Annotated in this window: 23 protein-coding genes; 13 read left to right on the forward strand and 10 right to left on the reverse strand. The window is 68.3% G+C overall.

Going from position 1 to position 23,315, the window contains the following annotated elements; genetic code table 11:
- Positions 1-5: 5 nt before the first annotated feature.
- Positions 6-971, reverse strand: a complete 966-nt coding sequence (locus ACZ6TD_RS47405; RefSeq protein ID WP_471348393.1) for an FAD-dependent monooxygenase — start codon at positions 969-971, stop codon at positions 6-8.
- A 125-nt stretch (positions 972-1,096) separates the two neighbouring features.
- Here ACZ6TD_RS47405 and ACZ6TD_RS47410 point away from each other — a divergent pair, with 125 nt between their 5' ends.
- Positions 1,097-1,630 carry a cupin domain-containing protein gene (locus ACZ6TD_RS47410; RefSeq protein ID WP_471348395.1) on the forward strand — a complete coding sequence of 178 codons (534 nt, stop codon included), beginning with the start codon at positions 1,097-1,099 and terminating at the stop codon, positions 1,628-1,630.
- Positions 1,612-1,890 carry a helix-turn-helix domain-containing protein gene (locus ACZ6TD_RS47415; RefSeq protein ID WP_471348397.1) on the forward strand — a complete coding sequence of 93 codons (279 nt, stop codon included), beginning with the start codon at positions 1,612-1,614 and terminating at the stop codon, positions 1,888-1,890. The genes ACZ6TD_RS47410 and ACZ6TD_RS47415 overlap by 19 nt, the downstream gene beginning before the upstream one ends.
- A 228-nt stretch (positions 1,891-2,118) precedes the next feature.
- Here the strand turns inward: ACZ6TD_RS47415 and ACZ6TD_RS47420 are convergent, their stop codons facing one another.
- Positions 2,119-2,391 (reverse strand): hypothetical protein, encoded by a 273-nt coding sequence (locus ACZ6TD_RS47420; protein WP_471348399.1) that lies wholly within the window; start codon positions 2,389-2,391, stop codon positions 2,119-2,121.
- A gap of 532 nt (positions 2,392-2,923) precedes the next feature.
- Here ACZ6TD_RS47420 and ACZ6TD_RS47425 point away from each other — a divergent pair.
- The gene (locus tag ACZ6TD_RS47425) at positions 2,924-3,424 is read left to right on the forward strand and encodes a hypothetical protein (RefSeq protein ID WP_471348401.1); all 501 of its coding nucleotides are present in this window, start codon (positions 2,924-2,926) and stop codon (positions 3,422-3,424) included.
- A 58-nt stretch (positions 3,425-3,482) separates the two neighbouring features.
- Here ACZ6TD_RS47425 and ACZ6TD_RS47430 read toward each other — a convergent pair whose 3' ends face one another.
- The 4 genes from ACZ6TD_RS47430 to ACZ6TD_RS47445 all read right to left on the reverse strand — a co-directional run bounded on the left by ACZ6TD_RS47430 (position 3,483) and on the right by ACZ6TD_RS47445 (position 6,763).
- Positions 3,483-4,121 carry a hypothetical protein gene (locus tag ACZ6TD_RS47430; RefSeq protein ID WP_471348403.1) on the reverse strand — a complete coding sequence of 213 codons (639 nt, stop codon included), beginning with the start codon at positions 4,119-4,121 and terminating at the stop codon, positions 3,483-3,485.
- Positions 4,045-4,899, reverse strand: coding sequence for a hypothetical protein (locus tag ACZ6TD_RS47435; RefSeq protein WP_471348405.1), 855 nt, complete (start codon positions 4,897-4,899; stop codon positions 4,045-4,047). The genes ACZ6TD_RS47430 and ACZ6TD_RS47435 overlap by 77 nt, the downstream gene beginning before the upstream one ends.
- Before the next feature lie 363 nt (positions 4,900-5,262).
- Complete coding sequence (locus tag ACZ6TD_RS47440; RefSeq protein ID WP_471348407.1) at positions 5,263-6,054, reverse strand: tyrosine-type recombinase/integrase; 792 nt, start codon at positions 6,052-6,054, stop codon at positions 5,263-5,265.
- A gap of 220 nt (positions 6,055-6,274) precedes the next feature.
- Positions 6,275-6,763, reverse strand: a complete 489-nt coding sequence (locus ACZ6TD_RS47445) for a hypothetical protein (RefSeq protein WP_471348409.1) — start codon at positions 6,761-6,763, stop codon at positions 6,275-6,277.
- Between the two features lie 252 nt (positions 6,764-7,015).
- Here ACZ6TD_RS47445 and tap point away from each other — a divergent pair, with 252 nt between their 5' ends.
- From tap to ACZ6TD_RS47465, 4 genes are all read left to right on the forward strand, one after another.
- Positions 7,016-9,217 (forward strand): telomere-associated protein Tap, encoded by a 2,202-nt coding sequence (tap, locus tag ACZ6TD_RS47450; RefSeq protein ID WP_471348411.1) that lies wholly within the window; start codon positions 7,016-7,018, stop codon positions 9,215-9,217.
- A 9-nt stretch (positions 9,218-9,226) separates the two neighbouring features.
- A complete protein-coding gene (gene tpg, locus ACZ6TD_RS47455) occupies positions 9,227-9,784 on the forward strand; it encodes a telomere-protecting terminal protein Tpg (protein ID WP_471348413.1) in 558 nt (185 codons plus the stop codon).
- A gap of 494 nt (positions 9,785-10,278) precedes the next feature.
- Positions 10,279-10,431 carry a hypothetical protein gene (locus tag ACZ6TD_RS47460; RefSeq protein WP_471348414.1) on the forward strand — a complete coding sequence of 51 codons (153 nt, stop codon included), beginning with the start codon at positions 10,279-10,281 and terminating at the stop codon, positions 10,429-10,431.
- 82 nt (positions 10,432-10,513) lie between these two features.
- Positions 10,514-10,873: a hypothetical protein gene (locus ACZ6TD_RS47465; protein WP_471348416.1), complete on the forward strand. Its 360-nt coding sequence runs from the start codon at positions 10,514-10,516 to the stop codon at positions 10,871-10,873.
- Positions 10,874-11,251: 378 nt separating this feature from the next.
- Here ACZ6TD_RS47465 and ACZ6TD_RS47470 read toward each other — a convergent pair whose 3' ends face one another.
- The 3 genes from ACZ6TD_RS47470 to ACZ6TD_RS47480 form a co-directional block, all read right to left on the reverse strand.
- A complete protein-coding gene (locus ACZ6TD_RS47470; RefSeq protein WP_471348418.1) occupies positions 11,252-11,902 on the reverse strand; it encodes a DUF7691 family protein in 651 nt (216 codons plus the stop codon).
- Positions 11,903-12,174: 272 nt separating this feature from the next.
- The gene (locus ACZ6TD_RS47475) at positions 12,175-13,620 is read right to left on the reverse strand and encodes an NF041680 family putative transposase (protein WP_471348419.1); all 1,446 of its coding nucleotides are present in this window, start codon (positions 13,618-13,620) and stop codon (positions 12,175-12,177) included.
- Positions 13,621-13,785: 165 nt separating this feature from the next.
- Entirely contained in the window at positions 13,786-14,418 is a 633-nt protein-coding gene (locus tag ACZ6TD_RS47480) for a TetR/AcrR family transcriptional regulator (protein WP_471348420.1), read from the reverse strand.
- 70 nt (positions 14,419-14,488) lie between these two features.
- On the opposite strand from ACZ6TD_RS47480, the gene ACZ6TD_RS47485 reads away from it, so the two are divergent.
- From ACZ6TD_RS47485 to ACZ6TD_RS47505, 5 genes are all read left to right on the forward strand, one after another.
- The gene (locus tag ACZ6TD_RS47485) at positions 14,489-15,397 is read left to right on the forward strand and encodes an NADP-dependent oxidoreductase (RefSeq protein WP_471348422.1); all 909 of its coding nucleotides are present in this window, start codon (positions 14,489-14,491) and stop codon (positions 15,395-15,397) included.
- A gap of 83 nt (positions 15,398-15,480) precedes the next feature.
- Positions 15,481-17,106: a long-chain fatty acid--CoA ligase gene (locus ACZ6TD_RS47490; protein ID WP_471348424.1), complete on the forward strand. Its 1,626-nt coding sequence runs from the start codon at positions 15,481-15,483 to the stop codon at positions 17,104-17,106.
- Between the two features lie 59 nt (positions 17,107-17,165).
- Positions 17,166-18,914 (forward strand): CocE/NonD family hydrolase, encoded by a 1,749-nt coding sequence (locus ACZ6TD_RS47495; protein WP_471348426.1) that lies wholly within the window; start codon positions 17,166-17,168, stop codon positions 18,912-18,914.
- A 48-nt stretch (positions 18,915-18,962) separates the two neighbouring features.
- Positions 18,963-19,304 (forward strand): putative quinol monooxygenase, encoded by a 342-nt coding sequence (locus tag ACZ6TD_RS47500; RefSeq protein WP_191066230.1) that lies wholly within the window; start codon positions 18,963-18,965, stop codon positions 19,302-19,304.
- 125 nt (positions 19,305-19,429) lie between these two features.
- A complete protein-coding gene (locus tag ACZ6TD_RS47505) occupies positions 19,430-20,875 on the forward strand; it encodes an NF041680 family putative transposase (protein ID WP_471348419.1) in 1,446 nt (481 codons plus the stop codon).
- A 275-nt stretch (positions 20,876-21,150) separates the two neighbouring features.
- On the opposite strand, the gene ACZ6TD_RS47510 is transcribed toward ACZ6TD_RS47505, so the two are convergent.
- On the reverse strand, positions 21,151-21,408 hold the full coding sequence (locus ACZ6TD_RS47510; RefSeq protein WP_471348429.1) for a hypothetical protein: 258 nt from the start codon (positions 21,406-21,408) through the stop codon (positions 21,151-21,153).
- 385 nt (positions 21,409-21,793) lie between these two features.
- Between ACZ6TD_RS47510 and ACZ6TD_RS47515 the strand changes: the two genes are divergently transcribed.
- Positions 21,794-23,212 (forward strand): arylsulfotransferase family protein, encoded by a 1,419-nt coding sequence (locus ACZ6TD_RS47515; protein ID WP_471348431.1) that lies wholly within the window; start codon positions 21,794-21,796, stop codon positions 23,210-23,212.
- Positions 23,213-23,315: the final 103 nt, after the last annotated feature.

Genomic DNA, 23,315 nt, shown 5'->3' on the forward strand with positions numbered 1-23,315 from the left:
GAGGGTCAGGCGCATGCCTGGCCCTCCCGGGCCGTGACCTGTCGCTCCCACCAGCGCCACCCGCTTTCGGGCAGCGTGGACAACGGATCGTAGAAGGGGTAGCGACGGGTCAGCGCGTCGGGGTCGTCGAGTTCGATCCCGGTGCGGTAGTTCTTCGTCCAGGACGAGATGCCGCGTTCCCGGTCGTACTCGACGGCTTGGTGCACCCACCTCTTGCCGACGTACGGCACGTCGCAGACGATGCGCGGAGTGGCGTAGCCCGGCAAGTAGCCCATGATCGCGTGCTGAAGGTCCTGGGCCTCGGCGAGTGAGGTCCGCCAGTGCTCGGCCCCGGGCACCATGTCGCACATGTAGAAGTAGTACGGCAGGATCTGTCGTTCCATGCCGAAAATGTTCGGGATGCTGAAAATCGCCGCGTAGTACCCCAGCCGCTTTTTGTAGGCCTCGGCTTCCCCGAACGTCAGAGCGCGGACCGTGGAATGCAACCCGTCTGCGCCCAGGACGAGATCGAAGCGGCCGGGAGGGCTCTTTCCGAAGGTCACTTCGACGTGGTCGCCGGTCTGGTCGATCGACGCAATGCTGTCGTTGAACCGGTAAGTCAGGCCGTCGAGTTCCGCACAGGCACGGCCCAGGAGCGAGGTCAGGTCGTCGCGCAGGATCTCCACGTCTCCGGTAAGTCCCTCGCCGGCCCCGAAGTTGCCGTCGGTCTTCCAGACCGGTTCGCCGAGATGGTCCAGGTGCACGATCTCCTTCATCTGCACCCGGTTCGCGCGGACCGCGTCGATGATGCCCATACGTTCGGCGACGTGCACCGCCGTGCCACGCAGATCGATCGCAAAGCCACCAATGCGCGGAGCGGGCGCCCGCTCGACCACCGTCGTCTCGAACCCGTGCCGAGCCAGCCAGTAGGCGAGCGTCTGACCTGCTGCTCCCGCACCGGAGACAAGAACTTTCTGACGATCGGACACCATCACACACTTCCTTTCGGTAGGGACCCTCGCGAGGAGTCCAGTAAGGCGACCCTAAGATTCCGGGTAACGGAAATGTGGCCAACCGTGATCGCGAACGGGCCATCCGCTCGTCGAAGGGGTGCAGGGTGAAGGACCGCGAACCGATCGATCCGCTGACGGGACCTCCGTCGGCGGCCCGCGCGACGCTCGACCGGGAAGAGGACTTCGCCGGCCGGCATCGGCACGACCGGCACCTGATGGTGTGGTCCGCCACGGCCGCCTTCGCGGTCCACGCCGACAGTCACGACTGGGTCGTCCTGCCCACCCACGGGCTCTGGCTGCCGGCCGGAACCCCCCACTCGGACAGGATCCTGCGGCCCGGGCACAGTGACGATGTGCTGCTCGACACGGAACGCTCCCCATTTCCGGGAGCGGAAGCCACGGGTGTACTCCTCACGCCGCTGATGCGCGAGCTCCTCACCTATCTCGGCCGGCACCGGGAGCGGACACGCGCGCGTTCACAGGCCGAGTCCCTCCTGCTCGAACTACTGGAGAGCGATTCCGGCGCGGCGTTCCGGCTTCCCATGCCGCAGGACGCGCGCATCCGGACGATCGCGGAGGCTCTGATCGCCGACCCGTCCAATCGACGTGACCTCTACGCGTGGGCCGCGACGCCGTGAACGCCGGCGCCCGGACCATCACCCGCCTCTTCGTGCGCGAAACCGGCATGCCGTTCGGCCAGTGGCGCGCCCATGCTCGTATTCACGCGGCACTCGGCCACCTGGTTCGAGGCTCCTCCGTCGGCGCGACCGCACGAGCCGTCGGCTACCGCACACCGGCAGCGTTCGCGGACGCCTTCCGCCGCCTCACCGGCCAGAGCCCCAGCGACTATCAAGCAGACCTCCGTTCGGGCGGCAATCGGGGGCGGCTGTCGCGGTAGGAAGAATCGCCCCGGCTCCGGGCGTGTGAGCACCCTCAGTGAACGCCCCACGTGCGTCGGCCAACTCGTCAGTGAGAACTCACCTCCGCCCTCGCCCGCGTGCTACTCCGTCAGAACACAGCCGACGCGACGTCACCGGCACCCGAGCGGCTCGTCGCGGTGGTTCTTCCGTCACCCTCTTGACCCCTCCGGCCTCATGCTCATCCTCCATGTCCCCGGATCCCTCTCCTACGAGGTCGTTTTGCCCCTTTGCTGCAGCCCCTTTTCCTCCGCCACAGCCTTCTCCAGGTCCTCAAGGAGCTCCGGGTCGACGACCATGCCCGCCGCGTGGTGATGCGCGCGGGCAACGGTCGAGTCCACGCTGACCAGGCTGAGATCGACATCGTCGCGGGCGGCTGCCTCGGCGATCATCGCGTCCATGAGGGTCTGGAAGACCTCGTCGCGCGCCCACATCCGGAACCGGTCGTAGATCGTCGACCAGGAGCCGTAGCTTGCCGGCACGTCCCGCCAGGGGCTGCCGGTACGGAACCGCCATGCCAAACACGCCTTTGAGGTTGCCGGTACGACGGCGGGGTACGGCTCAGGTGATCTTGCCTGCGTCAGATCGAGCTCGCTGCGGTTCTATTGCCTGTTTCTGGCGTACTCCGGCTGCCCTCCAGCAAGAGCTGCGGGGCCGTTTGAGTTGTGGGAGCGTTCTATGCGCTTGACGAATCGAGGGGGACCAGTGACTAACGAACCGCAGAGGCGGGACCGGTTACGTCTCGCGCGGCAACGGCCGGTGCCGAACCACGTTCGAGTACGGCTGCGTGAGGAACGCCCCGAGCCGCAGCCCGAGACTGGGGCCTCACGGGTACGGAGGGCTTGGCAACGCATACGGCGGGCCAGCTGGGCACACGCCATCACGGTCATTGGGACAGCGCTCGCTGCCGTCGCAGCTATCGGAGGGCTTTGGGCCCAAGCCGTTGCCTCGTACTGGAGTCAGCAGACGGCAAAAGATCAGCTATCCCAGTCCAAGGAAGAAAGTGTTCGCCAGATGCGAGACCAAGCATCGAAAGTGACCTTCTGGGTCGAGCATCCGGCAGGGCGTCGAGAAAACGTGAAGCTCCATGTTCTGAACAGGTCGCCTGACCCGGTCTCCGAGGTTCAGATCGTGCTTCGCGTCTTTCGCGGAGACGTGGCCCCCGACGGAGAACATCACCTCCCCGAAGGGGAGGAGGAAGAACTGTGGGTGCTGGACTTGGCCAACCTGGGCCCGTGCGCCGAGACCGTGTACCTGGCACCCAAGATGCGGTTGGAACAAATCCCCCGCAACCACATCGCGTCTCTGGACGAGTGGCCCAAGCTTTCCGATCAATTTTCCTGGAAAGTTGGGTCTATGTATTTCGTCGACAGCAGTGGGAGAGGTTGGATCCGTACGGCAAAAGGTCTAGATGAACGCTCATCATCCCCGGTTGGTGATCTGCTTACCAATATCATTTGGTGGAACGATGAGGAAGTGAACAAGGCTGGCCTGTGTGAGGGCGAGAGCAGGTAACGGAGCCCACGGCGTCATGCGTACGTCATGTGGTGCGCTGACCAGGGGTGCCGGTTTCCTACTCGGGTGCTGGCCTCGGTGCCGGCCCCGCATTGCGGAGGTTGTACTCGATGAGTCCGGGTTGGTCGATGGTGCCGGTGTAGCGCAGGGCCCCGCCGACGGACAGCCCGAACAAATCGCAGATGCGGCGAGGGCCGCCGCCGGTGGCCTCGGCCTCGTGGAGGAGGCGGTCCTCGCGGAGCCGGCGGGCGGACATGCCGAGCACGTCGTTGATCCAGACGTTGCTGACCGGCTCGACGCCGCAGCCGGTGGTCTGGGAGACGAACAGGTGGGGGTTGGCAGTGCGGGGCCAGCGGTGGTTTCGGTAGTCCAGGTAGGCCGCCACGCGGGTACGTACGGGCTCGGCGAGCAGGACAGGCCGGTTGGGCAGGAACAGGCGTCCGTCGCGCACGTCAGTGGTCTTCAGGCCGCGCAGCTGCCCGGAGGTGAGCGCGTGGAAGATGATCAGGGCGGCCAGGGCAGCCCGCGGAGCCTCCCGGTCGTGGAGGACTGCCCGGAGGGCATGGACCTCGACGGGCAGTGGAATGGTGCCGCTGTCGGGCAGGACTGCGAGGACATCGTCACGGGTGACGGACCGGAGCGAGTCCTTGCCCTGGTCCGCCCAGGTTCGCAGGGCGGGAAGCGCGTGCGTCACCATCCGCTGAATCCACCGGGGCGGACGCGCTTGAACGCGCGGCGCGGTCGTGCCGCCGGACAACTTCAGCTCGAACCAGGCGGTGAGCTCGCCGAGCATCGGTTCGGGAAGGCCGGCGGTGCGCTCCCGAAACCAGAGGACGATGCCGGGGGGTGCGGTCGTCGTCCATCATATCGAGCTGAGCCAGCAGCTTCAGCAGGGGTCTGACCGGAAGAAGCATGTCACGCAGCAACAGCACGTCGGACGCCCGGAACCGGGCGCCGGGCGTCTCCTGGATGCTCAGCAGGACACGCAGCCCGCGGTCCAGGCCGTAGGCGGTGCAGTACCCCAGCCCGTGGCGTTGCGCGTAGTCGTCGACCGCGGCCTTCAGCGCCGCTGCGACCTCGGGCGCCTCGATCTCGGGAAAGCCTCGCTCTTGGCCGCGCCGCAGATCCCGGCCGGACGGAGGGAACAGGACAAGCTGCTGGTGTTCTGCTGGCACCAGCGGGGGCGGAGGCTGCGGGACCGGCTCGGGCCGACGCCGCGACCCCTTCGGGTTCAGCAGTTGTAGGCGCCGTTCGGCATCCGCGAAGAACAGCTGCTGCCCGTGCCGGTTCGCCCCTTCCAGGTCCAGGGCCTGGCGGCGGGGCCGGAGCATCTGAGCCTGCTTCATGCACAGCCGGCACGCGCCGCTCTCGCCCAGGTGCAGGTCGCGCCCGCAGATCCGGCAGGGGCCGGTGGTCGGGTAGAGCCGACGCCAGGCACGGCACCCCACGCACATCCGGCCGTAGCGCCGCAGCATCCCCCAGGCGAAGCAGTCCGGGCAGGACGCCGGACGCTCGGCTGACGAACCGCGGTAACAATTACGGCACTTGAACGCCGTCCAGTAATCCTCGGTCGACCCGCACTGTCGGCACGGAGGCGGGTCGCAGGGCTTCGGCCGGCATCGGTGGCAGTACTTCGCGCCCTGGCCCGACACGGGCCGCTGGCGGCACCGTGGGCTGGACCGCCTTCAGATCGACGCCGTGCAGGTAGAGCGAGGACGCGCAGAAGTGCCGCAGTACGTGCGGTGTCAGCCGCCCGGACCATGAGGGCAGGAAGGCCGCCACCGCACCCTTCAGGCCCGACCGCAGCGCGTCGTCACCCGCCCGGAAGCAGGACCCGGTCAGGGGGCGCGGCGCTCGCTGGGGAACATCGGGGCGTCGGGGTTGGCGTAGTCATCGCCGAACTGATGCCGCACATCGCCGAGCCACCAGTCCACCAGGGTGTCGGTCGAGTTGATGGCTGGCACCAGGCGTCCCTTCGGTCCGCGCCCGCGACTGCCCTTGCCGTGCCGGACGTGCAGCTTGCCGAAGTCGCCCAGGTCCGGCCGCCAATCCCGGATGTCCAGCTTGAGCGTCTCGGTCATGCGCGTCCCGACCCGCCGCCACTGCGAGGCGACCATGTAGTCCCGGGCCGCGGGCAGGAACTTCCTCGCGCTCCCCAACGACTCCCGCCACCCGTTGAACAGCTGGTCCACCTCCGCCTCGGAGGGCGGGATGCGCTGCGTTCCGTACTCGCTCTTGGCCGGCCGGTTGAACTCGTCGATCGGCTGCACGAGCACGTGACCGGTCAGCGCGTGGATGTCGCCCTGGTAGCGGATGATCAGGAAGTCGAAGAACTGCGCGAGCGTCCATGCCTTGCTCTGGACGGTGCTGTGCGCGAGCCGTCTGACCTTGCGCTGGTCCGCGAGGAACCGGTCAGCATCCTCCGGACCGCTCGTCCATACCGGCCGGCCGAGAAACCGCACGTACTCGAAGATCACCCGCCGGTCGTCGGCGATCGAACCGTCCGCCATCCCGGCGCCAACCCCGGCAAGCAGAAACTGGTCGACCAGCTCCTGCTCGAAGTCCTCGTACTCCTGCGCCGTCGTCAGTCGCCGCGGGGTACCGATCGACCGGACGACCGCGAGCGTCATCGGCGCCTCAGCTCACGACGAACGACCATGCGTCATGGATGGCGGCGAAGCGTCAGAAATTCCGACGGAACGTCGAAGTCTCCAGACGATCGAGTGAACCCCCGCTCACCAGTGCCGCAGGTCAGAAGGTGACGGGCCGAGCACAAGGAACTCGCGGGAGTCCCGACAAAGTCCGGCAACGGGGGCGGGTCCGGGGACTTCCGGTGAACTGCGTCGCCCGTCAGCGGTGCGGGTACGCAGGGTCCTCGATGATCTTCACTTGCTGGGGGGCTTCTCGCGGGAACGCCCATATACGGCCTGAGGTGCTGGTGGCAGTCACCAGATGGTCGTCGAGGGTGACCTCGTGGAAAGGGTTCGACGTTTGACAGACGGCCAGCCACCGTAGCGCGCTTTCGTCGTTGTCCTGCGTCAGAGCGACCCAGCCGATGCTGCCGTGGTCTGTTGATTCTCCTGCCAGGGCGAGCGTTCCGGCATGGGTGCACGATGCGCGCGTCGTGTCGATGTCCACCCAGGCAGGAGTGCTCCATGCGGTGGCCCGCAGGATCTCCCGCCATTGCCATCGGCCGGCCCGCGGGCCATTGCGCCGATCGGGCGGGGACACATGCACCAGGTGCATCACCGCTAGCGAGCCGTCGGCGAACACGATGGCGTCCGCGTCGGGTGCCTGCCGTGCGCGCCACCGTTGCTGCACCTCGTCGACGATCGGCAATTCGTCCCGCCCCTCTGCAACCCGCTCCGAACTTCGCGACACGAAGGCTACTGGTGATCGGGAGAAGAGCTCCCGTACGAGTGCTACATCGGTCCGTACGTACAGGGAGGCGGCCGCTTCGCCCTCGCATCCGAATCGCCACGGCCTCTGCAGCGGCTGGGCACCCTGCCTACGCTCGAATGAGCGTTTGGCATGCGATTCGTAGGCGATCGATGTGCGATTTGCGGTAGGGTGTGGCTGGGAGGTGAGGTCTTGTCCAACGAGGAAGAGCTGTTCAGTGCCGTTGACGCGCTGCTGGAGCAGGCTGTGCGGGACCCGCTGCCGGAACCTGCGGAGCGTAAGCGTCTGCGCGAAGCGGCCGGGCTGACGCAGGACCAGGTTGCGGAGGCTCTGCGGACCCGGCGCGAGGCGGTGGGGAACTGGGAAGCTGGCCGTACCGAGCCGCGGCCGCCGAAGCGTGCCGCATACGCCCGGCTCCTCGAGGGCCTCGCTGCCCGCTTCCCCGCGCCCGGGCCGACCGACAATACCTCGGCCGCGAGCGCCGGCCCAACCGCCAAGCCCGCCCAGGAAACGGCTTCGGAGACCACCGCACTACACGCCGCGCCCGCTCCGGCCACTGCGGTACGCCCGGCGGCCGTCCCCAGGCTGACGTCGACGTCCCGGCGTCCGGGGGCGAAGAAGGCCGTCCCGAACAAGGCCACCACGGTGACGGACGCTGCCGATCCGCGGTTCGCCCACGGTCCGCTCGCCGTCATCGACGCCGAAGCCGACCGTAAGGTCGTGGCGTACTGCGTCGACGGCCTGGTCCTGGACGTGCCCGCCAAGTCGATTCCGGCCCTGGTGGACTGGACTCTGAAGGAGGCGAAGCTCGGGCAGCCGAAGCTGTCCGGGCCGGGCAAGGACGCCGACCCGCTGCTCGTGCTCACCGAAGCCGCGCTGGAGCGTTACGGCCTGCCGGTCGCCCTCACTGAGGCCGAGCGGCTCGCCGGACGGATCCCGGAGGGCCACAAGGTCATCAAGCAGCTGGCCCGTGCCGACTGGAAGCTGACCAAGCGCGGGTTCGGCCCGTGGGCGCGGATCTACCGCCCGGCGAAGGGCTCGGAACGCGCCTGCGTCCAGCTGTGCATCCCCTCCTGGCACGCGCTGGACTCCCGCCACTGGGGCGAGGCCGCGCAACTCCCGCCGGCGGAACTCGCCCGGCTCCTGGGCGCGTACGCCTCCCGTGTGATGACGCCGCGCGGTTCCACCGCTGTGACCGGCCTGGAGCTGATGACCGCCCTGCACCCGCCGACCCGCGCCTCCCAGCCCAACGCCGACGGCAAGCGGCACTCCGAGCACAACCCCGGCAGCCTGGGAACGGACCCGGTGGAGTGCGCGCCGTGTGAAGCCCCGGACGGACACCCGCTCCTGGCGGACCTGCCGCGGTTCCACATCCGCGGCCCCGGCGAGAAGCTGTTCGAGGAGGCATACGACTGGGCCCGGCCGATGACCGACGCCGAATGCACCCTGCGGCACCTGGTCGGCATCGACGTGAACATGGCCTTCGCCGCCGGCGCCAACGGCCTGATCGTCGGCCTCGGCGCGCCCACGTACGTCAAGGCGCCGGTGTTCGACCCGAAGCTGCCCGGCTCGTGGCTGGTCGACCTGTCCCACGTCGACCTGTCCCGGGTCAAGGTTGGCAAGGACACGTGGGCGGACCTGGACCCCAGTCTGCTGCCCAGTCCGTTCACGCCGAAGGGCGAGCGCCCCGACGGCCCGGCCTGGTACGCGACGCCCACCGTCGCCTACGCGGTGGAACTGGGCTACGGCGTCGCGCCGATCGAGGCGTACGTCCGCTACGACAACGGCCGCTACCTGGACGGCTGGTACCAGCGGCTGCGCGACGCCTACCTGGCCACGATGGCCGACCTCGGCGTCGGCGCGGACCTGGCACCGGCCGACTTCCTGGCGGCGATGGAAGGCTACAAGGAGCGCGACCCTCAGCTGGCGATCGTCGTCTCGGCGGTCAAGGCGACGGTCAAGGGCGGTCTGGGCAAGCTGCGTGAACGCCCCCGCGGGGAGGGATGGCGGCCCGGTGAGCCGTGGCGGGCCCTGTCCCGCCCGACGTGGCGGCCGGACATCCGCGCGGCGGTCATCTCCCGCACCCGGATCAACCTGCACCGTAAGATCGTCAAGCATGCGGCGTTCACCGGCCAGTACCCGGTCGCGATCCTGTCCGACTGCGTCGTGTACGCGGCCGACGGCACCAGCCCGCTGGACTTCCTGCCCTACCGGGACGGCAAGCCGCTGCCCGGCGGCTTCAAGCTCGGCGTCAACCCCGGCCTGGTCAAGCACGAGGGCACCCAGACCGTCCTGTGGGGCGAAGGAGTCCGCGAGCAGTTCAACGCCCCGGAGCTCAACCTCGCCCGGTACATCAAGGACGGCACCGTCACCGATGTCGACAACGGAGAGTAGGGGAGGGCGATGAGCCTGTTCGGGGACGGCCTGGACGCCGCGGTGCAGAAGGCGTTCACCCGCCCGGCGCCCAAGAGCGCACCCGCGCAGATGCGCTACCTGGTCAAGCAGCTCAAGGGCACCAGGGCGGTCGCCCAACTGCTGCGGGTATCCCAGCGCACCGTGGAGCGGTACGTGAAAGACCAGATCAAAAAGCCCCGCCCCGATCTCGCCGCACGCCTGGAGCGCGAGGTGAAGAAGCGGTGGCAACCGCAGATCCGCGCCAAGGCCCGGCAGACGGCGGCGACTACAGGCGGCATCGTCATCGACACCCGCGCCCGCCTCGGCTACACCGCACCGATCGGGACCACGGACCAGGACCGCATCCGGCACCTGACCGTCGCCCTGCCACCCCGCTACGCCGCCCGCCTCTTCGACGCACAGGAAGCCGGCGCCGGCGACCAGCAACTGCGGGAGATCGCCGCCGAAGCGCTCAAGGAGGTCTACTTCCAGGACAACGGCCGCCGCGCCGGCCAGCTGGAGGAGGTCCGCTTCACGGACATCGAGCACCTGGAGTTCGACCTGTAGCATCCCTGACACCCGCGAGCCCGGAAATTCTGTGGTCGGGTAGCCGGAGACCATTGCTGGTCTCCGGCTACCCGACCACAAAATGCGGAGACGGTGCATGTTTCGCTGTCCGGGCGGGTGAGATCGCGGAGCGCCTGGTCGAGCGTGAGGTCCGTTCGCATCACCGGTCGGTACCCAGCACGACTGGCGGTGGACCACGCGGCAGCCGGCAACGCCAGCGGGCGCGGGGCAGGTGCTGCACGCTCCACCGGCACCTGCCGGGGCGGCGGGGGAGACGCGGGGCGGTAGGTCTGGCAGGCGTTCCGATTGGGTCGGCACGCTCGGGTAGTCGATGTCCTCGATGGCCGTGACTGGGCGAGCAGGGACGCGAAAGATCAGCGAGTCGGGCGCGATCCGTCGACCTTCCGTGGCAATCGCCTCAGAGATCGATGGCATGGGGCATTCGGCTGCGGTGATCAGCGCCCGTTTCCCTGTCCTACGCTGAGGTGATGGGTGTGGGGATGGAAGTCCTGATCGTGGACTGGCCGCAGGTGGAGGCGGCCGCGCCCGGCGACCGGGAGCAGTCGCTGATCGATGCCGCCTTCAAAAGAGGTGTACAGCGACGACCTCTTGGAGCATGGCTGGTCGTGGCCCGCGCAGCCGGGTAACGCCTGGTATGGCAGGTACGCCTTTCGGAACGCGCTCGGCTCGTACAAACCGCACTTTTGGGCCGGTCACCGCTGGGACCACATGCGCGACTTCGTCGAGCCGAAGCTGCGCGACTGTTTGGACCGGTTCAACGACGCGCTGTTCTGGCATCGTCTGGAAGACACCACCGGGGTCGGTTCGGATCTCCCGGATCAGCCGTGCACCTGGGACGCGGATCTGCTGCTGTGGTGCCCGCCTGATCACGTAGCGCTGATCGCTGGATGGTGGCAGCAGGCGGCACCATACCTGGACGTTCTCCGCGAGCCGTTCACCCAGCATGCCGCAGTTCCCAGCGGCTGGATCACGACCTTCGAATCGTTCACCGACCTTCTCACCGACTGGGGGAAGGTCGTCACGGAAGCAGAGCACCGCGGCTGGGGCATCGTCGGCTTGCGTTGCTGACCGCCACCACTGTCCGCTTCCAGCAGCCGGACGAGCAGCAATGCCGAGGTGGTCCGTCGCCACCCCGAGCTCGTCGAAGTCGCGGACGAGGAGATCCTCACCAAGACCATCGCCCGCTACGGATGCGGCTCGCTTCCGGACTGCGCCGCAATGGAGCGCGCCGGACGGGATCCCCGTGACGGGCCGCAGTACGGTCGGGAACGCCCGGCCCGAGGAGCGTCACGCCGCCGCGCCCTCCACGCCCAGTGCTGCTGACGGCTTCCCCGCTGTCTTCCGGTCGCTCGTGGCCGCGGGGCGGAGGGCTGGGCTGGCCGGGGTAGCACGGGCCAGGGGTGGGGTTCGTGGCTGCGCGTCGGGCCGGGGGTGAACCGGTGCCTCTCAGCCCTGGATGGAGAAGAACAGCGTGTCCATGGTGTGCCCGTGCTGGAGAGCGCTCTGCCATTCGTCGTGCTCGACCCGCATCGTATCGATGATCTTCTTGGTTTCGTAGGTGAAGGCGTTGTCCACGCGGTCCCAGACTGCGGTGTAGGCGTCGGCGAGTGGCTCGGCCTTGGCCAGCGGCAGACGGCCGATGGCCGGGTACCCGTCCACTGGCGTCGGGACGTGGAAGGGGATCTCCTCGGGCGGCCCGGCGAACAGGAAATCGATCGGCAGCAGGTCGGCGGGGACCCCGAGGCGCCCCAGTTCGTCGCTCATGCGCCCGAAGAACGTGGAGGGCTTGGAGTACACCCCGAAGTCGATGGGGTCGGACCCGCTCCAGTCGATGATGTGCTGGAGCGCCTTGTAGTAGGCGATGCCCACGTGTTCGCCGTCCGCGTTGGCGTGGCGCGCGAGGAGGTGGTCGAGTGCCTCGGGGATGGTCAGCCCCAGATCGATGCCCTGACGCTCGAGGCTGAGCTGGTCGCTGTGGGCGTCCTTGCGTATGTGATCGTCGAGCATGCGCTTCTGGTTGGCGTCGAGTTCGTCTCCTCGCAGGTAGGACACAATGTCGTTCTGGTCGGCGGTGGTCATCGTGATGATGTGGCTCATGGCTTCATGGTGCCAGCGGGTCCGGACACTGATCGGGAGCCGGTGAGGCGGCCGTCAGAATGTCCCGGACTCACGTCCCGCAGCGTAGGCGGGCCGTGCCAGCAGGTTGTCACCCGGCAGGGCCAGCGGTGGCCGGCCCCGTGCCGCGCCCCGCTCGCGCGGTCGGCCCGTGACGTGTGTACCGGTCACCGAGACGTCCGTGAGCCACTCGACGGCACTCAGCTGCTCTACCAGTGCACCGGTGTATGGCTTGGGGGAGCTGAGCTTGGCGTTTAACGTGGGCGGGCTTGGTGTTCCTTGATCGACTCGGCGCGTTTGACTGTCTTGCCGACGTCGTGGTGCCTGGCCCGCTGTTTGTTCTTCGAGCCTGCAGGCCGCCCGGGACCTGGCCGGGACGGTTTCGGTGCGGTCGCTGGACGGGCCGTGGTCGCGCGGACGTTGCGAAACCCCCGCCGCACCCGGGCGGGGGTGAGTCGACCGGGCTCGGCCGGTCGTTCCCAGGGGCGGCGGAGGTCCTCGGCGAGGGGCCGGGCGAGGCGGAGCTGGGTGTGGGCGGCGATGATGAGCCAGGTCCACACGTCGGCGGTCTCCGCGTGGCGGACCTTCGGGGCGGTCCAGCCGAGGGTCTGTTTCATGAGCCGGAAGGTGTGCTCGAGGTCGAATCCGCGCAGGAAGGACTGCCACCAGTGCTCCACGTCCGCCGGTGCGGCGGCGGTGGCCGAGCACCACAGCCAAACCGGTTTCGGGTCACGGTCGCCCGGCAGGCGCTCGACCTTCAGGCGGATCAACGTGCCGTGCAGGATGGGCAGTTCCTCTTTCGTGTGGTTCAGCCAGGGGCCGCGGTGGGTGAGCCGCGGGTGCATCCGGTCCCAGGCCATCGCCTCGGCCTTGCCGTAGCGGGTGGTGTCCGTGACCGTGGTGACCTCGGGTTCCTGCCAGCTGTCGGGCTTGGCGAAGGTCAGGACACCGCCGTGCCGACGCGGCCGTCCGCCCTTCGGCCCGGAGCGGGCGGGGCCGGGGTCACGGAGCATGACGCGGTCCGAGCGCAGGCGTCCGACCAGGACGACGGGCAGGTCCGCCAGGGTATGGGAGAGGTAGGCGACGGCGTAGCCGGAGTCCATGACGATCCAGATCTCCGGATCACCCGCCTGCCACTGCTGGGCCTGGACCAACCTCCCGATGACATCGCGTAGCTGGCTGGCGGTGACGATGGTCGCGTCATTGGCCGGCCCGAGGCGCACGGCGTCCAGCAACGCGACCCAGGAGGTCCGGCCGGTCTCCAGAGCGGCGACGAAGGAGTACGGCCAGCCCGGCACGAACTGGTCCTTGCTGCGGGCACCGCGTCCGTAGACGTGGCAGAACAGCCGGTCCTCACTGGTCGGGGCGTCCGGGCGGAGCCAGTTACTCACGTCCACAGCCAGCACGATCCGCCCGTCGGCCGCCCTCGGCAGCGGCAGGCCCGCCAGCACACGCCGCAACCGCGCCGGCTCCAGCCAGCCCCGGTCCAACGCCGCGTACATCGCCCCGTGTCCGCGCCGGTGCTCGACCGCCAGCGACAGTTCGACCAGCGTCTTCACCGGCCCGTCCGCACACAGCACCGCGTCCGTGAGCTCGAAGAGCGCATCCGCGCGGGTGTACAGGCACTCGTAGGACTCGACCCGAAAGCGGGACAAGACGTCGAACGCCTCGCCCGCGGGCGCGTGGACCGGGAGACTCATAACAGCGGCCGTTCTCTCGTGCTTCGTGACTCGACATCTCGAAGCGTGGAGAACGGCCGCCTCCGCTGTCCCGGGAAGGACCGCAGATCAGCAGGTCGGGTGACCTGCGAGGTTAAACGCCAAGCTCAGTGTCTTGCGGATTCCGTGGCGCAGGCGGGCCGGCGCTCAGCGAGTTGTGGCGGCGCGACTGTTCTGTGCCGTGCCTGACGTTGCAGTGGCTTGTGGCTCTCGGGCCGGGCCGGTGACGGCCCAGGCGGCCTCGATCATGTGGAAGATCTCGTCGAGGGTGGCCTGCGGGTCGGCTGCCTCGCGGGCCAGTGAGTAGGCGTCGATCACGAACCGCGCGGTCGCGCGGCAGGCCGTGGCGCTTCGTTCGAGATCAGGGTCGGCGGCCATGGCTGCGGCCAGGGACTCGGCGTGGCGCAGCCTGACGGATGCTTCGTAGTCGCGCAGGGCTGGCGTCTCACCGATCATCTGCCAGACGGGAGCGGCTGCGCAGTGCCGTACGAGGAGCTCGATCTGGCGGCGCAGGGCCGGGATGAGCGGCTCGTGCGGTGCGCGGTCGGTGACGGTCCGGGTGAGTTGCTGTTCGAAGTCCTCGTCCTGCGCGAACACCAGCGCTTCCTTGCAGGGGAAATGGGCGAACAGCGTGGTGACGGCGACGTCGGCTTCGGCGGCGATGTCGCGGATGCCGACCGCGTCGTACCCGCGTTCGAGGAACAGTCGCCGGGCGGTGTCGGCGATGGCCCGGCGGGTCGCGGCTTTTTTACGTTCGCGGCGGCTGGTCGGCGCGGTCATGACCTGATACTAACACGTCCGATATCGCAACGGTTGTGAAACGCTAGTCGTTAGGGTTACGGTCGAAGGCATGAAGAGGGTTAGCTTTGCCGAGTTCGGCGGTCCCGATGTGCTGCAGGTCGTCGATGTCGAGGAGCCGCACGCCGGCCCCGGTCAGATACGCATCGCCGTCCGGGCGGCGGGGGTCAACGCCGTGGACTGGCGTATCCGTGAAGGCCAGTTCCAGAGGACTGCTACGGCGTCGCACGGGGCGATCGACTTGCCCGCCGGAGTCGGCCAGGACGCGGCCGGAATTGTGGACGAGGTCGGCGAGGGCGTCGACGATGTTGGGGTCGGCGACGGCGTGTTCGGCCGCGGCTGGAGCACCTACGCCGAACACGCCGTGCTGTTCGCCTGGGCCCGCATACCCGAGGGCCTGACGTTCGAGGAGGCCGCCGGATACCCGTCGGTGGTGGAGACCGCGCTGCGCATTGTGCGCGAGGTGGGAGTGCAGCCCGGGCAGACACTGCTGGTCAGCGGCGCGTCCGGCGGAGTGGGCTCGGCCGTGTTGCAGATCGCGCGCGACCGCGGCATTACCGTGATCGGCACGGCTGGCAGCGCCAACCAGGACTACCTGCAAAGCCTGGGCGCCCTCGCCACCACCTACGACGAGGGCTGGGTCCAGCGGGTGCGCGAACTCGGCACTGTCGACGCCGCTCTCGATCTGGCCGGCTCCGGTGTCATCCCCGAATTGGTCGAGTTGACCGGCGACCCACACAAGGTGATCACCATCGCCGACCTCGACGCGCCGAAGTACGGCGTCCGGTTCTCCGGCGTCGGCGGCCCCATGCCCGAAGCTCTGGCCGAGGCCGCCGACCTGATTGCGCGGGGCAAGCTTCGCACCCCGGTCGAAAAGGCCTATTCGCTCAACGAGGCCGCGGCAGCCCACGCCGACAGCCAAGCCGGACACTCCCGCGGACGCCGAGTGATCGTCGTCTGAGCTCCTTGACGGCGCAGCGTGCGACCTCGCACGCACGCTGCGTTCGACCATCGCAGGCGAGACATCCGCGAAGGAGACGTCACATGCTCGGGTTGATGCAGGATCGTGCGATCGGTCTTCCCCACGTTTTTCATCGGGCCGAGGCGTTGTTTGCCCACAAGACGATCGTGACCGCGACGGCCGCGGGTGAGCGGTCCTCGACCTACGCCGAGTGCTTTGAGCGGGTTCGGCGGCTTGCCACTGTCCTTGATCGCTTGGGTGTCCCTGCTGACGCTCGGGTGGGGACGCTGTGCTGGAACACGCAGGCCCATCTCGAGCTGTACTTCGCCGTGCCCTGTTCGGGACGCGTGCTGCACACCATCAACATCCGGCTGTTCCCGGACCAGCTCGCGTTCGTCATCGCCGACGCGCACGATGACGTGTTGTTCGTCGACCGCTCGTCGTTGCCCACGCTGCAGCAGGTGGCCGACCGCATCCCGTCGGTGCGCTACATCGTGGTGGTCGAGGACGGCTCGACCGAGCCGGTGCCGCCCGACCCGCGCGTCGTGGACTACGAGACGCTGCTCGCCTCGGAGCCGCCCTACCCGGGCAGTTTCCTCATCGAGGACGAGAACTCCGCCGCCGCGCTGTGCCACACGTCAGGGACCACCGGCGACCCGAAAGGCGTGCTCTACTCCCACCGCTCGACGGTGCTCCACTCACTGGCCAGCCTCGGCGCCGACGCGCTGGCCATCGGCGAACGCGACCGCGTCCAGCCGGTGGTACCGATGTTCCACGTCAACGCCTGGGGACTGCCGTACACCGCGGTTTTGGCCGGAGCGGACCTCGTATTGCCCGGCACCCAGACGTCTCCCGCGGCGCTGCTCGCGCAGATCGAGCGTTACCAGGTGACCTTCACCGCCGGAGTCCCGACGATCTGGATGGGCGCGCTGCCCCTCCTGCACGATCACGATCTAAGCAGCCTGCGGATGGTGCTGTGCGGTGGCGCCGCCGTGCCGCCGAGCCTGTCCGAGGACTGGCGGGCAGCGGTCGGGGTGCCGATCACCCAGGCGTGGGGCATGACCGAGACCAGCCCCATCTGCACCGTGGCCACGCTGCGCCGCGAACACGACGAGCTGAACGAACAGCAGCGAGCGCGGGTACGCGCGAGCCAGGGACGGCCCCTCCCGTTGTTCGACCTGCGTCTCATCGCCCCTGATACCGGCGCGGAACAGCCATGGGACGGCGTCGCCGTTGGCGAGCTGCAGGCGGCCGGCCCCTGGATCGCTGCCGGCTATGTCAACCGCACCGGCGACGAGGGGTTCACCGCGGACGGGTGGTTGCGAACCGGTGACGTCGCCAGCGTCGACCCCAGCGGTTACCTGCACCTCATCGATCGCAAAAAGGACCTCGTGAAGTCCGGCGGCGAGTGGATCTCCTCGGTCGCCCTGGAGAACCACATCATGGCCCACCCCGACGTCGCCGAGGCGGCCGTCGTGGCAAAATCCGACCCGCGCTGGTCCGAGCGGCCCGTCACCTTCGTCGTGACCCGCGACGGCGCCCAGCTCACCGCAGAGGATGTCCTGGCGCACCTGCGGCCGCTGGTGCCGAAGTGGTGGCTGCCCGACGAGGTGCACTTTGTCGACTCGCTTCCCAAGACCGGCACTGGCAAGTTCGCCAAGCGCATCCTGCGTGCGCGACTCGACCCTGCGATCAAGGACCAGCCCTGAGCGTCAATGACCGCCTGCCTGACCCGTCCAGCCAACGTTGGGCCTTCGAGGAGCCATCCATGTACTTGCCCCGCATCGACGCCGGGATCAAGATGACGACCCGCGACGGCGTCACGCTGACCGGCGACTTGTACCGACCCGCCGACGAGGGCCGCTGGCCTGTGCTGCTGCATCGCACTCCCTATGACCGCAGGGACTCGTTCCGGGTCTCGGCCATCGTCGCCGATCCGCTCTGGCTGGCCCGACAGGGCTTCGCAGTCTTCGTACAGGACACCCGCGGCCGCGCCGAATCCGGCGGGGAACTGGACTTCATCACCCAGGAATACAACGACTCCTACGACGTGATCGACTGGGCCGCAGCGCAGCCGTGGAGCGACGGCAACGTCGGCATCTACGGCTCCTCCTACCTCGGCATGACCGTGCTGCAAGCCGTTGCCGCCCGTAACCCGAACCTCAAGGCTGCGGTCGCGATGGTCGCCACCGTCGACATGGGCCACACCGCCCGGCCCGGCGGTCTGTTCGAGCTGGGCTTCCTGACCACCTATGCCTTGGTCATGTGCCGGGAGGGTCTTGATCACTCCTCGCTGAGTGCAGCCGAACAGGAGCACGCGCGCAAGCTGTTGGCCGAGGCGGCCGATGACTGGCGCGCGGTTGTCAGTCAACTTCCGCTGACCGATATCGCCCCGCTCAACGACAGCCGCCTCGCCCCGTTCTGGGCCGACTGGCTGCGTTCACCCCACGACCCGTTTTGGGACCGGCCGAACCTGCTGACCGAGCCGGACCGCGTCACCATCCCCTTCCTGCAGATCAGCGGATACCAGGACTTCACCAGCCCCACCCAGTTCCGGCTGGCCGCTCGGCTGGCCGACAACGAGCAGGCCAGGTTCATCGCCGGCCCGTGGACCCACTTCGGCACCTACGGCGCGTCCGGCCAGTCCGGTGCGCGGGTGCTGCCCAACGCCAACGGCGGTGTGCCCACATGGAACCCCGTGCTCGCTGCGTTCTTCGACCGCCACCTGCGCGGCGGTGACGCCGCGGACTACCCCTCGGCCGCACGGTACATTTCCGGACCCGAACGAGTCACCTACTTCGTCGGCGGGGCGAACACCTGGGCGCATGCGCCGACGTGGCCGCCTGCAGGCACGGTCGAGGAATGGGCACTCGCCTCTGCCGGCGACGCGCGCACCGCCGGGGGAGACGGCCTGCTCACCCGTGCAGGCTACGCCGGAGCCGCCGCAGACACGTTCGTCGCTGACCCCCACGACCCGTTCCCCACGCACGGCGGGGCGATCGTAGTCGAAGGCGATGCGGCGGCCGTGCCGGGAGGCATTCAGGATCAGCGCGTGGTAGACGGGCGCAGCGACCTGCTCGTCTACACGAGCGCGCCCCTGACCGAGGACGTGACCATCGCCGGCCAGCCCGAGCTGGTCGCATTCATCACCAGCACTGCGCCGGACGCAGACCTGTGCGTCACCCTCGTCGACGTCGAGCCCGACGGTTTTGCCCTCAACATCGCCGAAGGAGCTCAGCGAGCCCGCTACCGCGACGGTGGCGACAGCGACTGGCTCAGCCCCGATGAACCGAGCCGAGTGACCGTCGCCCTGAACGACGTCGCCCACCGGTTCCGCCGCGGTCACCGCATCCGGGTCCAGATCGCCGGGTTCAGCTTCCCGCGTTACAGCCGCAACCTGCACACTCGCACCGTGCCCGAGCTCGGCATCCTCGACGAGGCGGTCACCGCACGGCACACCGTTCATCACGACGGACCGACTCCGTCCACCCTGCGCCTGCCGACCCTCGCGATATGACCACCAGCCAACGCCACCATGACTGCTGCCACCGTGAGGAGCGTCCCGTTGTCTGAGATCGTTGTCGTCGGCCATCTTCAGGCCAAGCCCGGCCGTGGCGCCGACCTGCTTTCGTTGTTCTCCGAGCTGGTCCCACGAGTTCTGCGTGAGGAACCCGAGGTGCTGCGCTACGCGTTCTACGTCGAGCCGGACCGTGATCCACTGAGGGTCACGGTGGTCGAGAAGTACGCGTCACGCGCCGCGGCCGAGGCACACAACGCCGGCGCACTTGCCGAGTACCTGCCGCTGCTGCTGGACCTGCTCGACGGACCCCCGGACACTGTCGAGCTGTCTCCAGCCGATCTCGCCATCTCCGTCGGCGAAGCCGACGCTGCCCGGCTGAGCATCTGAGCTTGGCGTTTAACCTCGCAGGTCACCCGACCTGCTGATCTGCGGTCCTTCCCGGGACAGCGGAGGCGGCCGTTCTCCACGCTTCGAGATGTCGAGTCACGAAGCACGAGAGAACGGCCGCTGTTATGAGTCTCCCGGTCCACGCGCCCGCGGGCGAGGCGTTCGACGTCTTGTCCCGCTTTCGGGTCGAGTCCTACGAGTGCCTGTACACCCGCGCGGATGCGCTCTTCGAGCTCACGGACGCGGTGCTGTGTGCGGACGGGCCGGTGAAGACGCTGGTCGAACTGTCGCTGGCGGTCGAGCACCGGCGCGGACACGGGGCGATGTACGCGGCGTTGGACCGGGGCTGGCTGGAGCCGGCGCGGTTGCGGCGTGTGCTGGCGGGCCTGCCGCTGCCGAGGGCGGCCGACGGGCGGATCGTGCTGGCTGTGGACGTGAGTAACTGGCTCCGCCCGGACGCCCCGACCAGTGAGGACCGGCTGTTCTGCCACGTCTACGGACGCGGTGCCCGCAGCAAGGACCAGTTCGTGCCGGGCTGGCCGTACTCCTTCGTCGCCGCTCTGGAGACCGGCCGGACCTCCTGGGTCGCGTTGCTGGACGCCGTGCGCCTCGGGCCGGCCAATGACGCGACCATCGTCACCGCCAGCCAGCTACGCGATGTCATCGGGAGGTTGGTCCAGGCCCAGCAGTGGCAGGCGGGTGATCCGGAGATCTGGATCGTCATGGACTCCGGCTACGCCGTCGCCTACCTCTCCCATACCCTGGCGGACCTGCCCGTCGTCCTGGTCGGACGCCTGCGCTCGGACCGCGTCATGCTCCGTGACCCCGGCCCCGCCCGCTCCGGGCCGAAGGGCGGACGGCCGCGTCGGCACGGCGGTGTCCTGACCTTCGCCAAGCCCGACAGCTGGCAGGAACCCGAGGTCACCACGGTCACGGACACCACCCGCTACGGCAAGGCCGAGGCGATGGCCTGGGACCGGATGCACCCGCGGCTCACCCACCGCGGCCCCTGGCTGAACCACACGAAAGAGGAACTGCCCATCCTGCACGGCACGTTGATCCGCCTGAAGGTCGAGCGCCTGCCGGGCGACCGTGACCCGAAACCGGTTTGGCTGTGGTGCTCGGCCACCGCCGCCGCACCGGCGGACGTGGAGCACTGGTGGCAGTCCTTCCTGCGCGGATTCGACCTCGAGCACACCTTCCGGCTCATGAAACAGACCCTCGGCTGGACCGCCCCGAAGGTCCGCCACGCGGAGACCGCCGACGTGTGGACCTGGCTCATCATCGCCGCCCACACCCAGCTCCGCCTCGCCCGGCCCCTCGCCGAGGACCTCCGCCGCCCCTGGGAACGACCGGCCGAGCCCGGTCGACTCACCCCCGCCCGGGTGCGGCGGGGGTTTCGCAACGTCCGCGCGACCACGGCCCGTCCAGCGACCGCACCGAAACCGTCCCGGCCAGGTCCCGGGCGGCCTGCAGGCTCGAAGAACAAACAGCGGGCCAGGCACCACGACGTCGGCAAGACAGTCAAACGCGCCGAGTCGATCAAGGAACACCAAGCCCGCCCACGTTAAACGCCAAGCTGAGAGGCTGTTGTCTTTCCGTTCTTGGAGGTTGGAGATCGTACTGGGGTTCAGGTCCGCTTCTCGTTCAGGTGATCTTGTAGCCGTTGGCGGGTGAAGACAGGGCCTCCTGAACAGCTCGGGGATGTTGAAGTCCTTGAGCAGCAGGAGGCCCTGTTGATGTCGCGGCCTGCCGTGTCGGCTCTGGTCAACGTCGGGTTTCCCTCTGTAAGAGGGCGGTGGTCTTTCGTGATGCGTTGCAGCCGCCAGGTGTGCCAGACGGGGCTTCAGGATGTGGGTGGGCGGTTTTCGCTGGTGCCGGAGCGGGGTGTGAGCGTTGGCCGCGTGGCTTGGTGCGGTTGGTCAGCCTGCTCTGTTACGTGGGGCTGTGTTGCTGCAAGGCTGGCCAGGAGCTTGAGTCGGTCTTCGAAGGTGCTGCCGGGTTCGGCGGTGTAGAGGGTCAGGTCGTGCATGGCCCGGGCCAGCGAGTTGCTGGCGACGACGTCCTGGCGGCCGTTGCGTACGAATGCGGAGGACATCGTCATGGAGTCGAGCAGCCACTGGACGCGGGGCGGGACCTCGACATCCTTGCGGCGTGACGGCGTGACGGCGTGACGGCGTGACGGCGTGACGGCGTGACGGCGTGACGGCGTGACGGCGTGACGGCGTGCGGCGGGCGGGCCGGGCCGCGCGGGCCAGGTCGAACAGGTAGGTGCGTTCGTCGTCGTCCAGCTCCAGGGCCTGGGAGACCGCGGCGAGCACGTCCTCGGAGACGCCGTTGATAACTGCGTGCCCTCGGCCGCGGTAAGCCCGCATAGGCACGCCCGCCGGTGCGCGACGGAGCCCTTTCCTCCATCGGAAAGTACTCCGCCCCCCATCCTGTCGGGCAGCGACGTATGGAGTTTCGTCTCGGAGCCGGACCTTCACCCCATGCGGGTGAGCGTGACGGAGAAAAAACCGGGGACAGCCCGCGGAGACATCTTCGTCGGCCCGTTCAGCGCGGACCAGATGGTCGGCCAGACCGGAGCGTTGATCAACGACAACTCCGGCGATCCAGTCTGGTTCCGCCCGCTGCCCTGCTCCAACCTCCAGAACGCCGACTTCAAGGTCCAGACGTATTACGAGTCCCGCGAGGACAGGGGACAGCCGGTGCTGACCTGGTGGCAGGGGTCCCTCGCCCTTCCGCCGTGGTACACGAACCTGCCGGCCGGGACACCGGAACCAGGCGGGTGCTACTACATCTACGACACCCACTATCGCCTGCTCGGGACGGTCTTCGCGCATCACGGCTATTACCCGGACGAGCATGAATTCACACTGACCCGCAAGGGCACCGCGCTCTTCCTCGCCTCCAAGCTGGTGCCCATGGATCTCGCGCCCTACGGAGGTCCGAAGAACGGAGCCATCCTGAACAGCGAAGTCCAGGAGGTCGACCTCGCCACGGGCAGACTCATTTACTCGTGGAACGCGCTGGACCACCTGGACCCGGCCGACTCCGAGGAGCCGGTCTCCAGCGCGTCGTCATCCGATGGGGTGTGGGACGCCTTCCACCTCAACTCCATCGACGAGGGACCCGATGACCAGCTGCTGATTTCGGCCCGGAACATGTGGGCGATTTGCCATGTCTCCAAGGGATCCGGCAGGATCCGCTGGCAACTCGGCGGGAAGAAGAGCGACTTCACTTTCGGCCCGAACGCGGACTTCTTCTGGCAGAACGATGCCCGATTCCGGCCGGGGAGCCGGATCAGCATGTTCGACGACGGCTGCTGCGACCTGCCCGACGGCGCACCTGAACAGCAGTCACACGGTCTGATCCTCAACCTTGACTTCCGCAACCGCAGGGCGACCGTGGACAAGACCTACTACCACGAGCCGCCGTTGTATTCGCCGACCCAAGGCAACACCCAGGCCCTTTCCAACGGCAACGAATTCATCGGGTGGGGTCAGAGTCCGTACTATTCGGAGTACGGGGGCGCGGGGAACACCCAAGGCAACGGCTTGCAGAGCCTGCTCTACGACGCGAAGCTGCCGGGCTCCAACATCTCGTACCGAGCGTTCCGGTACGAATGGATCGGCACGCCGTACTACCCACCGGGCGCGGCGGCACGGGCCAACGGGGCAGGCAGCGTCGTCTACGCCTCCTGGAACGGTTCGACGCAGACCAGAGCGTGGCAGGTACTCGCCGGACCCGATCCCGACTCCCTGTCAGTCGTCGTCAGACGCGCCCCACGGTCCGGATTCGAGACCGTCATCACCACGAACAGCCCTGGACCGTACTTCCAGGTCAGGGCGCTGGACTCATGGGGAAGAGTCCTCAAGGCATCCAAGGTCGTGAAACGGCCCGGCTGACGGCCAGTCGGGCGACTCACTCAAGAACAGTCGCCTGGGGCGGCAGGGCGGGCGTGCTGGAAGATGCCCTCCTGCCTCTTGCGACTGCCCCGGCCCATCGGGC

The organism is Streptomyces yongxingensis, assembly GCF_055597465.1.